The sequence below is a fragment of the Nocardia colli genome (assembly GCF_008704205.1).
Taxonomy (GTDB): domain Bacteria; phylum Actinomycetota; class Actinomycetes; order Mycobacteriales; family Mycobacteriaceae; genus Nocardia; species Nocardia colli.
The window spans coordinates 65,153-79,886 of sequence record NZ_VXLC01000019.1 but is presented as its reverse complement, the minus strand read 5'-3'; the positions used below and the strand labels follow the sequence as shown (position 1 = coordinate 79,886).

Annotated in this window: 12 protein-coding genes and 1 pseudogene; 8 read left to right on the top strand and 5 right to left on the bottom strand. The window is 66.8% G+C overall.

The genetic code is table 11. The features are described 5' to 3' along the window. Nucleotides 1–86: 86 nt before the first annotated feature. Nucleotides 87–971, top strand: a complete 885-nt coding sequence (locus F3087_RS33580) for an alpha/beta fold hydrolase (RefSeq protein WP_150406134.1) — start codon at nt 87–89, stop codon at nt 969–971. Nucleotides 972–1,023: 52 nt separating this feature from the next. Further along, nucleotides 1,024–1,608, top strand: coding sequence for a helix-turn-helix domain-containing protein (locus tag F3087_RS33575; protein ID WP_150406133.1), 585 nt, complete (start codon nt 1,024–1,026; stop codon nt 1,606–1,608). Nucleotides 1,609–1,621: 13 nt separating this feature from the next. On the opposite strand, the gene F3087_RS33570 is transcribed toward F3087_RS33575, so the two are convergent. Then, the gene (locus tag F3087_RS33570) at nt 1,622–2,014 is read right to left on the bottom strand and encodes a PPOX class F420-dependent oxidoreductase (RefSeq protein WP_223885545.1); all 393 of its coding nucleotides are present in this window, start codon (nt 2,012–2,014) and stop codon (nt 1,622–1,624) included. Nucleotides 2,015–2,571: 557 nt separating this feature from the next. Between F3087_RS33570 and F3087_RS47210 the strand changes: the two genes are divergently transcribed. From F3087_RS47210 to F3087_RS33545, 6 genes are all read left to right on the top strand, one after another. Beyond that, nucleotides 2,572–2,706, top strand: a complete 135-nt coding sequence (locus F3087_RS47210; RefSeq protein WP_263407252.1) for a hypothetical protein — start codon at nt 2,572–2,574, stop codon at nt 2,704–2,706. Between the two features lie 252 nt (nt 2,707–2,958). Continuing rightward, a complete protein-coding gene (locus tag F3087_RS33565; protein ID WP_150406131.1) occupies nt 2,959–3,537 on the top strand; it encodes a TetR/AcrR family transcriptional regulator in 579 nt (192 codons plus the stop codon). Nucleotides 3,538–3,673: 136 nt separating this feature from the next. After that, nucleotides 3,674–4,507: an alpha/beta fold hydrolase gene (locus F3087_RS33560; RefSeq protein ID WP_223885544.1), complete on the top strand. Its 834-nt coding sequence runs from the start codon at nt 3,674–3,676 to the stop codon at nt 4,505–4,507. A gap of 177 nt (nt 4,508–4,684) precedes the next feature. Next, nucleotides 4,685–5,701: an Rv2578c family radical SAM protein gene (locus F3087_RS33555; protein ID WP_150406130.1), complete on the top strand. Its 1,017-nt coding sequence runs from the start codon at nt 4,685–4,687 to the stop codon at nt 5,699–5,701. A gap of 128 nt (nt 5,702–5,829) precedes the next feature. Then, nucleotides 5,830–7,782 carry a 2-oxoacid:acceptor oxidoreductase subunit alpha gene (locus F3087_RS33550; RefSeq protein ID WP_150406129.1) on the top strand — a complete coding sequence of 651 codons (1,953 nt, stop codon included), beginning with the start codon at nt 5,830–5,832 and terminating at the stop codon, nt 7,780–7,782. Further along, complete coding sequence (locus F3087_RS33545) at nt 7,779–8,858, top strand: 2-oxoacid:ferredoxin oxidoreductase subunit beta (protein ID WP_150406128.1); 1,080 nt, start codon at nt 7,779–7,781, stop codon at nt 8,856–8,858. The genes F3087_RS33550 and F3087_RS33545 overlap by 4 nt, the downstream gene beginning before the upstream one ends. An 898-nt stretch (nt 8,859–9,756) precedes the next feature. Here F3087_RS33545 and F3087_RS33540 read toward each other — a convergent pair. The 4 genes and pseudogenes from F3087_RS33540 to hisS all read right to left on the bottom strand — a co-directional run bounded on the left by F3087_RS33540 (nt 9,757) and on the right by hisS (nt 14,734). Beyond that, complete coding sequence (locus F3087_RS33540) at nt 9,757–10,764, bottom strand: malate dehydrogenase (protein ID WP_150406127.1); 1,008 nt, start codon at nt 10,762–10,764, stop codon at nt 9,757–9,759. Nucleotides 10,765–11,818: 1,054 nt separating this feature from the next. Continuing rightward, a pseudogene (locus F3087_RS33530) lies at nt 11,819–12,061 on the bottom strand (succinate--CoA ligase subunit alpha); the annotation flags it as partial. Between the two features lie 194 nt (nt 12,062–12,255). After that, nucleotides 12,256–12,900 (bottom strand): hypothetical protein, encoded by a 645-nt coding sequence (locus F3087_RS33525; RefSeq protein WP_223885543.1) that lies wholly within the window; start codon nt 12,898–12,900, stop codon nt 12,256–12,258. 562 nt (nt 12,901–13,462) lie between these two features. Beyond that, nucleotides 13,463–14,734 (bottom strand): histidine--tRNA ligase, encoded by a 1,272-nt coding sequence (hisS, locus tag F3087_RS33520; RefSeq protein WP_150406125.1) that lies wholly within the window; start codon nt 14,732–14,734, stop codon nt 13,463–13,465.

Here is a 14,734-nt window from a genome sequence, read left to right as displayed (position 1 = left end):
TTTACCCGTTACCTTCAGTAGCATTAAATGCTTCGGTATGCCACGCTGCAATAGCAATGCCGCAAACCATGGGAGGTGCATGGTCAATGACGACCGATATCTCTGCTCGCCGGACCGAGCCGGGCCGAATCATCGAATTCCGCCGGGCCGGGCTGGTTTTCCCGGTCCGCGATACCGGACCGATCACCGGAGAACCGGTGCTGCTGTTGCACGGCTGGCCACAGGATTCACGCAGTTGGAACCAGGTCGCGGAGCTGCTGAATCAGGCCGGGTACCGGACATTCGCACCCGCTCTGCGTGGCGCGAGTGCGACCGCGGCTCCCCGCTGGCGCTGGTCGTATCGACTCGATGAACTGGCTGCCGACGTACTGTCGATGATCGACCAGATCGGGCAGCCGACGCATCTGGTCGGCCACGACTGGGGCGCGGTCGCCGCATGGACGGCAGCCATCGCCGGACAAGCCCGAGTGCGATCGCTGTCGGCGCTGTCAGTACCGCATCCCGGCGCGTTCGCCCAGTCGATGCTCACCAGCAGGCAGGCACTGGCGTCCTGGTACATGTACTTCTTCCAGCTACCCGTGATTCCCGAACTGGCGGTGCGCACCGGACTGTTCCCCCGCCTGCTGCGGCACACCGGCCAGTCCGCCGAAGTGGCGCAACGCGACAGCGCTCGCGTACGCGACAGAGTGATCGCCCGCGGCGGCCTGAACTGGTATCGCGGAATGCTGTTCTCCTCGCCGCGGATGCTGCGCGGCCGGGTCGCCGCCCCGGTGCTACAGGTGTGGAGCGACGGTGACACCGCGGTTCTCGCCACCGCACACAAACTGACCCGCCGCTACGCCGACGGCCCCTTCCGGCTCGAGGTACTGCCCGACGTGTCGCACTGGATCCCCGAGGAAGCCCCGGAGCCGGCGAGTCGGCTCCTCGTCGAGCATTTCGCCGCCGTCAGCCGCGGCACACAAGCGTCTTGACGATCGGCAAACCAGCTTTGCCGCACCCGCAAACCCCGGGCACAGTAGCCGTATGAAAAACGAGTTCGACACCGTGCTGGCCGCCGTCGGGCCACGACTACGCCGGTTGAGACGCAGCAGCGGAACCACCTTGACCGCCTTGTCGCAGAGCACCGCCATTCCGATCAGCACGCTGTCGCGGCTCGAATCCGGGCAGCGCAACCCCGGCCTCGGGCTGCTGTTGCGGCTGGCGAAGGCCTATCGGCTGCCGCTCGACGAACTCGTCGGCGCCCCGGCCACCGGCGATCCCCGGGTCTACCCACAGCCGTTCAGCCGCAACGGAATGACCGTCATCCCGCTGGCCCGCAACCCCGGCGGACTCCAGGTGTTCAAGCAGGTCCTGCCGGCCGGCCCGAACGATCTCGAACCCGCACCCCGCTCCCACGGCGGATACCACTGGCTCTACGTGCTCAGCGGCCGGCTCCGCGCCGTACTCGGCGATCAGGACCTCGTGCTCAACGCCGGTGAAGTCGCCGAATTCGACACCGAGCTGCCGCACTGGTTCGGCAACGCCGACACCGAGCCGGTCGAATTCCTCAGCATCCTCGGCCCCCAGGGCAAGCGCCTGCGCACCAGAGCCCGCTACCGAACCACCTGACGGCTCGCGCCGATCAGGCACCGAAAGCGGTGATCCGCGCCGGAACCACGCGCACGATCCACCGCTGCACCTCCGCGGACTCCGGCGGTGGCAACTCCCCCACATACTTCCGGGACAAACGCACCGGAAGTTGCTTGCCCGGATCCGCCACCAACTCGGCGGTCCCCGCGAGGTCGATCGCCCGGTAGGGATCCTCGGAGTCCAGCACGGTCACACTGACCCGCGGATCGCGCGCGAGATTGCGACCCTTCCGCCGCTGCGCGGTCGTCGAGAACACCAGAGCGTCATCATCTCGATCGACCCAGATCACCGACGTATGCGGTGACCCGTCCGCGTTCACCGTGGCAACCACCGCAAAGTTCTTGCCATCCAACATGTTTCGCACGTGCTCAGGAAGTTCACCCACCACCTGAAACCTACCCGTGCCGGGTATCGGCGCTAATGGCCGAAACGCTCATGTTCATATCCCGATCGCTCAAACCGCCCTTACCTCGACGAGATTCCGGCGCAGCAGAATGCTGTCTTGCGTCAACCCGATGGCAGGCAGCGATGGTGAGTCAGGTTGCGTCGGGGCCGCCCCTGAGCCCGCACCGATGTGCGCCCGATCTCCCAAATCTTTTAGCCTGGAAGGGGTTTCACCTCCCCGGCGGGGGCGCGCGATTCCACTGGCCTGCTCGACTCGACGCGGAACTCGGGTCCACAGACGACCGGTAATCGGCGTAAGACGTTCTGTAGCACTAGTCCGTGCTGACTGTAGTCAGTACGAGTGAGCGGTATCGCCGCTGGGCGGCGAACTCCGGCGCGAGAACGGCTGTAGGACAGAAGCAGTCGCGTCGCCAGTTTGAGATCAACAACGCCGGGTATCAGCTGGTCGATCACAGATTCTCGCACCAGCGCAGCCGATCGGATGCGATGCGAGAGCACCACGGTTAGGAGTTCGTCATTATTACGTTGGGTGTCGTCTTGCTGCTTCTCGGTTTCCTGCTCGGGATCCCGATCCTGTGGACATTGGGCATTGTCGCCCTGGTGGTCGGTGCGGCCCTGGCCTTGTTCGGCGCGCTGGGACGACCGGTAGCAGGCCGGGCTCATTACTTCTAGCCAGGCAGGCTTCGATATCGAAGCGGTGGGGGCGGGCCGAAACCGGCCCGCCCCCACCGGTTTCCGGTCCCGCGAGAATTCGACTTCCCCGAGTTCTCCCCCGCTCGCCCTGAAAAGACCCCGGTCGGTGCGCAGGTCGTCCAGACCCAGGACATGCTCGGCTTCGGCAACGGCGAGCTGAAGACATTTCAATCACACTCGGGCCGTAGCTCTTTTCTTGAGCGAACGATCCAGATACGTTACGTTGGAACCGTGGCGAGGACCCGTGAGTTCGACACCGAGGCGGCGGTGGGCCGTGCGATGGAGCTGTTCTGGTCGCGCGGCTACGAGGCGACCTCGGTGCGTGACCTGACCGAGCACTTGGGGATCGGGCAGGGGTCGCTGTATGCCGCGTTCGGCGATAAGGACGGTCTGTACCGGGCCGCCCTGGAGCACTACCGCAGCACCCTCGCGGCGGCCGCGCTGCGCAGCCTCGAGGAGGGGGCGGACGCCCGCTCGGCGATCCGCATGATGCTGATCGAGCGGATCCGCATCGCCGTCGACCATGACGGCCGTGGCTGCCTGGTAGTCAACGCCGCCTGTGAGCGACTGCCCGCGGATCCGTCGCTCCGGCGCATCGTACGCGACGTGCAGGACGCCAGCCGAGACGCGCTCACAGAGGTGCTGAAGGTCGCGATAGCACGGGGTGAGATTGCGGCGCAGCATGATCCGCACACCCTCGCCGCCTTCCTCGTCACCTTTCTCAACGGACTGCTGGTCTCCTCGAAGATCACGCCGGATGTCCACGCCCTCGAACCCCTCGTGGAGGTTGCCCTGGTCGCCCTCGGCTGACTTTTCCATGCCCGCAATCTGTATCAGATGATCCAGAAAAGGCGTCGGCTCCCAGGCCGACGCGTAGTACACCAGGAAGTTGGAACACATGATGTTCGACCATGCCGGAACGCCCGTCCGCACGGGACGAGCCGCCGTGAACGGAACGAGTCTGCACTACCGCACCGCCGGTTCTGGCCCGCCTGTCGTGCTCCTGCACGGCGTGCCCAAGACCGGCTACCACTGGCGCCACCTCGTCCCGAAGCTGACGCCCCACTACACCGTCGTCGTGCCGGACCTGCGCGGTCTCGGCGACTCCGCCCGCCCGCCGGACGGCTACGATTCCGCGACGATGAGCGACGACATCGCCGAACTGATGGCCCACCTCGGACACGAGACCTATGCCGTGGCGGGCGAGGATTGGGGAGCGGTGATCGGCTACCAACTAGCCGCTCGTCACCGCGACCGCGTCAGCGCTCTCGTATTCGCCGAGGCACTGTTCCCCGGGTTCGGCTTCGAGGAACACACCGCCCTCACCCCCGAAAACGTCTCCACCGGCATGCATCTGTGGCATCTAGGCTTCTACTTCCAGCCCGACGTACCCGAAATGCTGATCGCCGGACACGAACGCGAGCTGATCACCTACATGATCAAGTTCGAGCGCAGCCACCCCGACACCGCCACCACCGATGCGGTCGAGGAATACGTGCGCTGCTACTCCATGCCCGGCGGCATCCGCGCGATGCTCTCGATCTACCGGGCGATGCTCGTCGACGCCGAACAGAACCGGCAAGCCGCACAGAAGAAACTTGACATCCCGGTCCTGGCGCTCGGCGGATCCGCGTTCATCGGCGACCGCAACGAATCCCAGATGCGACTCATGGCCCATGACGTCACCGGATACGTGTTCAATGCCGGACACGACCTCGCCGAGGAAGTGCCGGACAAGATGGCCGACGTCGTCCTGCCGTTCCTGACCGCGCACCGGTAACCGACGCCCGGCCGTCGATCCGAAGCGGCCCCCGGCAAGCCGAGGAGCCTCGTGGCTGCGTAGAACGATCCAGTTCCGCGCCGCCATGAGGTCCGGACGCTCCCGGCAACAGCCGTCGACACCCGGCCACCACGGTGACAGATTGCGCATCAGCCGAACATATGTTCGACTGGATCGGTGCGGTGGCAAAGCCAAACCCTCGACGCCGACGACGGCGCGCTGCCCGGGCTCACCCGGGCGGGTTTGACGCGCACCGTGCAGACCCCCGAGTTCGAGGGCATCACCTTCCACGAGGTGCTGTGTAAAAGCGCGCTGAACAAGATCCCGGAGAGCTCGACCATGCCGTTCGGCTGGACGATCAATCCGATGCGCGGCTGCTCACACGCCTGCCGCTACTGCTTCGCCCGCCCCACCCACGAATACCTGGATCTGGACGCGGGCAAGGACTTCGATTCGCAGATCGTGGTGAAGACGAACATCGCCGCCGTGCTGCGCAAGGAACTGCGCCGGCGCTCCTGGCATCGGGAGCCGGTCGCGCTCGGCACCAACACCGATCCCTACCAGCGGGCCGAGGGGCGATACCGGTTGATGCCGGGGATCATTCGCGCGCTGGCCGATTCGGGCACCCCGTTCTCCATCCTGACCAAAGGCACCCTGCTGCGCCGGGACCTGCCGCTGCTCACCCTGGCCGCGCGGGAAGTGCGGGTGAGCGTCGCGGTGTCGATCGCGATCTTCGATATGGACCTGCACCGCAGCCTCGAAACCGGCACTCCGTCCCCGAAGGCCCGGCTGGAGATGGTGCGCGCGCTCACCGACGCGGGCTTCGACGTGAATGTCCTGGTCGCGCCGGTGATTCCGTATCTCACCGACAGCAAGGCCCACCTCGACGAACTGTTCGGCGCGATCGCCGCCGCCGGCGCGCACTCGGCCGTCGCCTTCCCGATGCACCTGCGCGGCAGCACCCGCGGCTGGTTCCTCGGCTGGCTCGCCGAGCAGCATCCGGCGCTGGTCCGGCGCTACCGGCAGCTCTACGGTCGTGGCGCTTATGTGACGCCGGAGTACTCGGCCTGGCTACGCGGCCGCCTCGATCCGCTGCTCGAGCGACACGCCCTGAAACGGGAAATACCGGCCGAACCGGAGTCACCACCGGAAAGTCCGCACGCGGCCGACCCGCAGCTGGCATTGTTCGGCTGACGCCTGGAACCTCGGTTGAAACTGCATGCAGTACCAGTAAACCTCGCATATCGGGCGGACGCACCGTGCAGTGCGGAGTAGGTTGGCGAATGGCACCCCTCTCATCGACGAGGAAGTGAAGCAGGCAGATGGTTTCGCACCACAACGATGTCGGTTCAGCTCAAAACGGTACCGACGCAGCGAAATTGGAAAAGGTAGTCATTCGGTTCGCCGGAGACTCCGGGGACGGCATGCAGCTGACCGGTGATCGCTTCACCCACGAAGCGGCCGCGTTCGGCAACGACCTGGCCACCCAGCCCAACTTCCCCGCCGAGATCCGGGCGCCACAGGGCACGCTGCCTGGTGTTTCGTCGTTCCAGATCCAGATCGCCGACTACGACATCCTCACCGCGGGCGATCAGCCGGACGTGCTGGTCGCGATGAATCCGGCCGCCCTCAAGGCGAATCTGGAGGATCTGCCGCGCGGCGCCACGATCATCGTGAACACCGACGAGTTCACCAAGCGCAACCTGACCAAGGTCGGCTACGCGGCGGATCCGCTCGACGACGGCACGCTGTCGGATTTCGTGCTGCACCGCGTCCAGATGACCTCGCTCACCATGGGCGCCACCGAATCCACCGGCGTCGGTAAGAAGGACGGCCAGCGGGCGAAGAACATGTTCGCGCTCGGCCTGCTGTCCTGGATGTACGGGCGGCCGATCGGCGGCACCGAGAAGTTCATGCGGGAGAAGTTCGCGGCCAAACCGGATATCGCCGAGGCCAACGTGCTGGCGTTCCGTGCCGGCTGGAATTACGGCGAGACCACCGAAAGTTTCGCCACCACATACGAAATCGCGCCCGCGAAGCTCCCGCCGGGCACCTACCGGCAGATCACCGGGAACACCGCGCTCGCGTACGGACTGGTCGCGGCGGGTCAGCTCGCCGGGCTGCCGGTGTTCCTCGGCACCTACCCGATCACCCCGGCCTCGGACATCCTGCACGAGCTGAGCAAGCACAAGAACTTCGGCGTCACCACCTTCCAGGCCGAGGACGAGATCGCCGGAATCGGTGCGGCACTGGGTGCTTCGCTCGGCGGGGCGCTCGGCGTCACCAGCACGTCCGGGCCGGGGCTCGCGCTGAAGAGCGAAACCATCGGCCTCGCGGTGATGACCGAACTGCCGCTGCTGGTGATCGATGTGCAACGCGGCGGGCCGTCGACCGGCCTGCCGACCAAGACCGAGCAGGCTGATCTGTTGCAGGCGCTGTACGGGCGCAATGGTGAATCGCCGGTCGCCGTGCTCGCGCCGCGCTCCCCCGCCGATTGCTTCGCCACGGCGGTCGAGGCGGCCCGGATCGCGCTCACCTATCGCACGCCGGTGCTGCTGCTGTCCGACGGTTCGATCGCGAATGGTTCGGAGCCGTGGTCGATTCCGCAGGTCACCGAACTCGCGCCGATCGAGCCGGCGTTCGAGCCCGGCGGCGACGATGCGGATCCATTCCAGCCGTATGCCCGCGACCCGGAAACCCTGGCTCGGCCGCTCGCCGTGCCGGGCACCAAGGGACGCGCGCACCGGATCGGCGGGCTGGAAAAGGCCGACGGCAGCGGCAACATCTCCTACGAACCGGCCAATCACGAACTGATGGTCCGGTTGCGGCAGGCCAAGATCGACGGGATCAGCGTGCCCGACCTCGAGGTCGACGACCCGGACGGACGGGCCGAACTGCTGATCATCGGCTGGGGCAGCTCGTACGGGCCGATCGGTGAGGCGTGCCGGCGGGCGCGCCGCCGCGGGGTGCCGGTCGCGCAGGCGCATCTGCGGCATCTGAATCCGTTGCCCGCCAACCTCGGTGCGGTGTTGCGCCGGTATCGCACGGTGGTCGCGCCGGAGATGAACGGCGGCCAGCTCGCGCTGCTGTTGCGCGGGAAGTACCTGGTCGATGTGCGGCCGTGGACGAAGATCGCGGGCACCGCGTTCTCCGCGCAGGAACTCGTCGGGGTGATCGACGCCGCGCTGGACGGCTCGATCGAGGAGATGGAACAGGACAAGGCCTTCGCCGCCCGAGCGCGGGCCACATACGTCAGCACTGGGGGCACCGAATGACCATCGTGGAAACCTCACTCGTCGGCACCGATCTCGGCCTCACCGGACTGTCCGGAGTACCGGCCGCGGACGGGCCGCAGAAGGTGAAGGAGTTCACCACCGATCAGGAGGTGCGCTGGTGCCCCGGCTGCGGTGACTACGTGATCCTGGCGACCGTGCGCGGCTTCCTCGCCGAGCTCGGATTGCGCCGGGAGAACCTGATGTTCGTCTCCGGGATCGGCTGCTCGAGCCGCTTCCCGTATTACCTCGAGGCGTACGGCATCCACTCCATCCACGGTCGCGCGCCCGCCATCGCCACCGGGCTCGCCGTGACCCGTCCCGACCTGTCCGTCTGGGTGGTGACCGGGGACGGCGACGCGCTGTCCATCGGCGGCAACCACCTGATCCACGCGCTGCGCCGCAACGTGAACATGACGATCCTGCTGTTCAACAACCGGATCTACGGGCTCACCAAGGGGCAATACTCGCCGACCTCGGAGGAAGGCAAGGTCACCAAGTCGACCCCGATGGGTTCGGTGGACCACCCGTTCAACACGCTGTCCATCGCACTCGGCGCCGAAGCCACCTTCGCCGCACGGGCTTTGGACTCCGACCGGGCCGGCCTGACCGAGGTGCTGCGCGCCGCCGCCGAACACCGCGGCACCTCGTTCGTCGAAATCCTGCAGGACTGCCCGATCTTCAACGACGGCTCCTTCGACGCCCTGCGCCGCGACAACGCCGCCGCCCACCTCGTCCCGCTGCACCACGGCCAACCCATCCGATTCGGCGCCGACAACGAATTCGCCGTCGTCCAAAGCGGTTTCGGCCTCGAGGTAGTCCCCGCCGACACCGTCCCCGAATCCGACATAGTCACCCACGACGCCTACACCGACAACCCCGAATACGCCTACGCCCTCTCCCGCCTCTCCGACCAGGCCCTGAACCACGTAGTCACCGGCATCTTCCGCAGCGTCACCCGCCCCACCTACGACGACGGCGTCCGAGCCCAGACCACAACCGCCCGGGAACGCAAACCAGTAACCCAGGACTCCCTCCAGTCCCTACTCACCGGGCAAGAAACCTGGACGGTCAGCTAGACCTGAATCACCTAGCCCGACACCAACTTCCGCTCCGTCCCATCAAGCGGAACACAATGGAGGCAAAGCAAGCACCGCCATGCCCCACTCGGCAGCGAAGCAGCACTCGAACGGGACCTGACGGCGACAAAGTACGAGTAGGCCCGCCACCATGTCCCACTCAGCGGAGAAGCAAACGTCGAACGGGACATGACAGCGACAAAGTACGAGTAGGCCCGCCACCATGTCCCACTCAGCGGAGAAGCAAACGTCGAACGGGACATGACAGCGACAAAGTACGAGTAGGCCCGCCCTCATGTCCCGCTCGACCGAAAGACGAACGCCGAACGGGACCTGAGGGCAGCAAACGATTACTAGGCCACCGGCATCTGCCGTCGCCCAGAAATCAAAGCACCCAACCGACTTAGGTGCACCTAGCTGACGCCAGCAATGCACCGAACGGGACACGGTGGCGGCAACGTACGAGGCCGCCCACCGTCAGGTCCCAACCGGCGGAGAAGTAGATACCGAGCGGGACCTGACAGTGGCGTTACTCGCGTTTCTCCGCTGTTAGGTCCCGTTCGGTGAAGACGAGAGCGCCGAATGGGACATGGCGGTGGCGAACGACGAGTGGGCTGCTCGGCCTGTACTGGTCGGCGAGAAATCAAGGCGCCCAGCCGAACTGAGGGCAGGCAGCTGCCACCAGCAATACGCGAACGGGGCAAGGTGGCGGCAAACGTCGAATCGGCCCACCACCACGTCCCACTCGACGGAGAAGCAAACGCCGAACGGGACCTGTTAGCGGCGGTGCTCGCGTTTTGCCGCTGCCAGGTCCCGTTCGGTGAAGACGTGCGTGTCGAGTGGGACGTGGCGGTGACGACGTGCGAGTGGCACTGCTGTCAGGTCCCGCTGGGGAAGGTCAGGCGCGCTTGGCGAAGCCGAGATCTATTACGGCGTCGCGTTCTTGGGTCAGTTCGGTGATGCTGGCGTCGATGCGGGTGCGGGCGAAGTCGTCGATGGGGAGGTCGGGGACGATGGTGTAGGTGCCGTTGGTGCAGGTGACGGGGAATGAGCTGATCAGGCCCTCGGGGACGCCGTAGGAGCCGTCGGAGGGGACGGCCATCGAGACCCAGTCGCCGGGGGCGGTGCCGCGGACCCAGTCGTGGATGTGGTCGAGGGCGGCGCTGGCCGCGCTGGCGGCGGAGGAGGCGCCGCGGGCCTGGATGATGGCGGTGCCGCGCTGCTGGACGGTGGGGATGAAGTCGTCGGTCAGCCAGGCCGGGTCATCGATGCGGTCGAGGGCTGGTTGGCCGGCGATGGTCGCGTGCGCGATATCCGGGAATTGGGTCGCGGAGTGGTTGCCCCAGATGGCAACTCGGGCGATGTCCGCTGCCGGCGCGCCGGTCTTCTTGGCCAGTTGCGCGATCGCGCGATTGTGGTCGAGGCGGGTCATCGCGGTGAACCGTTCGGCCGGGACGTCGGGTGCGTTGTTCATCGCGATGAACGCGTTCGTGTTGGCCGGGTTGCCGACCACGAGCACCTTCACGTCATCGGCGGCACTCGCGTTGATCGCCGCGCCCTGCTCGGTGAAGATCGTTCCGTTGGCGGCCAGCAGATCCGACCGTTCCATCCCCGCCGTGCGCGGCCGCGCGCCGACCAGCACCGCGACGTTCGCGCCCGAAAACCCTTCCCACGGATCAGCACTGATGTCGATGGACTCCAGTAGCGGAAACGCCCCGTCCTCCAGCTCCATCGCCACGCCCTCCAGCGAGGCCACCGCCGCCGGAATCTCCAGCAACCGCAACCGCACCGGCGTATCCGCACCGAGCATCGCCCCGGACGCGATCCGGAACAGCAGCCCATAGGCGATCTGCCCCGCCCCTCCGGTCACGGCAACGGTCACAGGCGCGGTCCGAGCGGTGCTCACGACTAACTCCTCAGCAGTAGACGGGCTCTCGAACTTTCACCCTAACGACTCGCACCGCCCCCGAAACCACACGGTGAGCAACACGACAGTCACCCCCGCAAACTCCACCCCGCTCCGTCCTCGCACGGACGAATCCGTCCGCACTTCATGTGCGGGCAGCGGCAACCCACGCGGCGACACCGCAGACGAACCAGCGGCCACCCGGGCGCATCGACGACCGCGCAGCCACACCTCACACACACGAAGTCGCCCACGCACACCCAACTGCCGGCGATCCGCACGCGAACAACAAACACGCACAACGGTGCGACACCTCAAACGCACCAACAACCACCCGCACACGCCGACTACCGCGCACCAATACACCTCACACACGAACTGACGCAAAATCGCGCGTGATAAGGCAGCAGAGACTCAAAGCATCCAGCCGGACCAAGGCACCTAGCTGCCTCTATCGGCGCGACGCCGAACAGTGCCAAACAAGGATGTGACCTGCGCGTCGACGGTTCGCGTCGAACTGCCCCGGCGGACCGCGATCGCGCTATTGGTCCAGCCCGCCGCGGCCAGGATCGCAACTTCCCCTTCCGCGGGCGAGAGCGACGTCCACACATCCTCCGCCCTGGGCCGACACAGCGACAGCGAGCCGAGAGCGAACGACTGCAGCTCGCCGCGCTCCGGCCGGAGCCCGAACCCCTGCTTTCAGCTGCCGCGTAAGCGGTTTCGCCGACTACCGCGCGCACCGCGGTGACCACCTTCACCGTCTCCACGGAATATGAACAGGCCCACCCCCACATCCCACTCGGCGAAGGAGTAAGCACCGAGTGGGACCTGAAGGTGGCGCTACTCGCGATTTGTCACCGTCAAGTCCCGTTCGGTGAAGATGTGAGTGCCGGGTGGGACATGGCGGTGTGCACGACGGCGTGACGCCTCAGATGAGTGGCGAGGCGCGCGGATGCCGGAGCTGATCGCGTACACCATTGCCCAAGGCCGCGCTCGACTCGTTCACCAGCGTGCTGGCCAAGCAGGTCGGCGCGCGCGGGATCACGGTGAACGCGGTGGCCCCGGCATCATCGACACCGACATACCAGACCTTCGACTTCGGCGCGACGATCGCGTCCGCGATGCCCTCGGTGATGACCACGAGCAGCGGGATCTCCGCGTCGATCGCCTCGATGATGGCGTCCTTGGCGGACTTCGGCGGCACGAACGCGATGGAGACGTCGGCGCCGGACTCCTTGATCGCCTCGGCGACGGTGCCGTACACCGGCAGCTCGACCGCGTTGCCGTCCTTGTCGGTGTCTCCTCCGGCTCGGACGGGCAGCAGCGAACGCGGGCCGCCTGAACAATGCCGAGACGGTGGCGAAGGTGACCGAGATGTCCCGGTCAAACAGCTCGGCCGGCCCGCCGAGTTCCGTATGGACTGGCATAGACGAGTTGGTCTCGCGCACATGGCATGTCGGTGCTGTCGCGCGTGCTGGTGCGCGGCGGCGTTTAGGTGAGGGCGGCTACTTCGCGGTCGGTCAGGACTACCGGGGAGACGGCGTCTTTGGTGCGGGCCATTTGGACGGCGCGGTAGAGGGGGCGGTCGGGGAGGCCGGCGTCGCGGGCTTCGGCGCGGAGTTGGTGGACCAGAAGGGCGGAGACCGAAACCGCGGCGGCGAGCTGGCTGGCAGCGAGGGCGTCAGCCAGGCGGCGCAGGCCGAGTAGGTGCATCTCGCGGCCGCTGCCCGCGTCGGTGTACATGGCGAGCGGGATGATCTGGGAGATCTCGCCCGCGGTGACGCGCAGGACGATCCGGCTGAGCCGCGCGGGGAAGATGAGGACCTCGACGCCGGTCGCCGCGGACACCTCCACCTGCCGCTCACCGAACAGCCGGCGCGCGTGAATCATGGTGCCCGCCATCCACATTCGCCGACGCCGCAATGCGAACGCGTAGCCGACGGTGGGCGCGCCGACAACCACTCCGATGGCCACCGCGATCGGCCAGCTGACCACGGTCGCCGCGAGCAACGCGGAGCCGATCCCGATCCCGGCCGCAGCCAGCGCCAGCCTGCGCAGCATCGGCGCATACATTTCGGGCGCGACCAGATCCAGTCCGACCGGCGGATCCATGTGCTGCTCACCAGAATTCGACACCGGCCCACCTCTCCGCGACATCAGCGCGACGCCGTGCGCGCAGTCACGTTACCCCCACACCCCCACTCGGGTACCCCCTTCGGAAACGTTGCCGCCGTTCCGTATTGCCGCCGCACCCCACCGACCTCGGCCGACCGACACCCGAATAGCGCCCCAGCACCTCCCCCTGATCCCAACCAGCGACCAATTCGCCGAGCAGCACCACCATCACATCCCGTGAATCATAACCAACGGCCACCCACGGGACGTCACCACGCAATCCCCCCCGACACCACCACCGAGCCCGCTGACCACCACCAACGGGACACCCCGAGTAACGCCACCATCAAGTCCCACCGATCACGACCAACAGCCACCAACGGGACCTCACCGAGCGACACGCCGGGTAGCGCCACCATCAGGTCCCGTTGAGCGAGACCAGCGGCCTGCCGTGAGTAATTGGCTTGCCGCTCGGGGGGATTCCGCGTCGGGTCACCGTCCGCAATGCATTCCGATGGCTTAACCGGTCGCCATCGGAGCTGCCAGCGGGCAGTCGCCAACGATCCGGCCGACGCCCCGACCGTTAGACCCCGAGCGCCTCGCGAATCGCACCTACCGCTTCGGCGATCGGGATCTGGCGCTGTTCCCCGGTTGCCATTTCCTTCACACCGATCGTCTCCTCGGTAAGATCGCGGTCCCCGAGCACCAGGGTGAACTTCGCGCCGGACCGGTCGGCCGCTTTCATCGCGCCCTTCACGCCGCGCCCGCCGTAGGCCAGATCGACGCTGATCCCTGCCGCGCGCAATTGCGCGGCGAGCACCACGAGCCGCTGTTTGGCCGCGTCTCCCAGCGGCACCCCGAACACCTCGCAGCGCGCGGCCTCGCCTGCCGTCTTTCCTTCGGCCTGCAGCGCCAGCACCGTCCGGTCGACCCCGAGCCCGAATCCGATGCCGGACAACGGTTGTCCGCCGAGCTGCGCCATCAGCCCGTCGTAACGCCCGCCACCGCCGATGCCGGATTGCGCGCCGAGCCCGTCGTGCACGAACTCGAACGTGGTCTTGGTGTAGTAGTCGAGCCCGCGCACCATCCGCGGATTCACCACGTACGGCACGCCGAGCGCGTCCAGGTACCCGAGCACCTGCTCGAAGTGCGTCTTCGCCGATTCGGAGAGGTGATCGATCATCAGCGGCGCGTCCGCGGTCATGTCGCGCACCTCGGCCCGCTTGTCGTCGAGCACGCGCAGCGGGTTGATCTCGGCCCGGCGCTTGGTCTCCTCGTCGAGCGGCAACTTGAACAGGAACTCCTGCAGCAGTTCCCGATACTGCGGGCGGCAGGTGTCGTCGCCGAGCGAGGTCAGCTCCAGCCGGAACCCGTCCAGCCCGAGCCCGCGGAACCCCGCGTCGGCGATCGCGATCACCTCGGCGTCCAGCGCGGGGTCGTCCACGCCGATCGCCTCGATGCCGACCTGCTGTAGCTGCCGGTACCGACCGGCCTGAGGTCGCTCGTAACGGAAGAACGGCCCGTTGTAGACCAACTTCACCGGAAGCTGCCCGCGATCGAGCCCGTGCTCGATGACGGCCCGCATCACCCCGGCGGTCCCCTCGGGGCGCAACGTGACGCTGCGATCGCCGCGATCGGGGAAGGTGTACATCTCCTTGCTCACCACGTCGGTCGACTCGCCGACGCCGCGGGCGAACAGCCCGGTGTCCTCGAAGACCGGCAGCTCGATATGTCCGTATCCGGCCAGTCGGGCGGCGCGGATCAGTCCGTCACGCACCGCGACGAATTCGGCCGAGCCGGGCGGGACGTAGTCCGGAACCCCCTTCGGGGCGGAAAAGCTGCTGGTCTTGGTCAC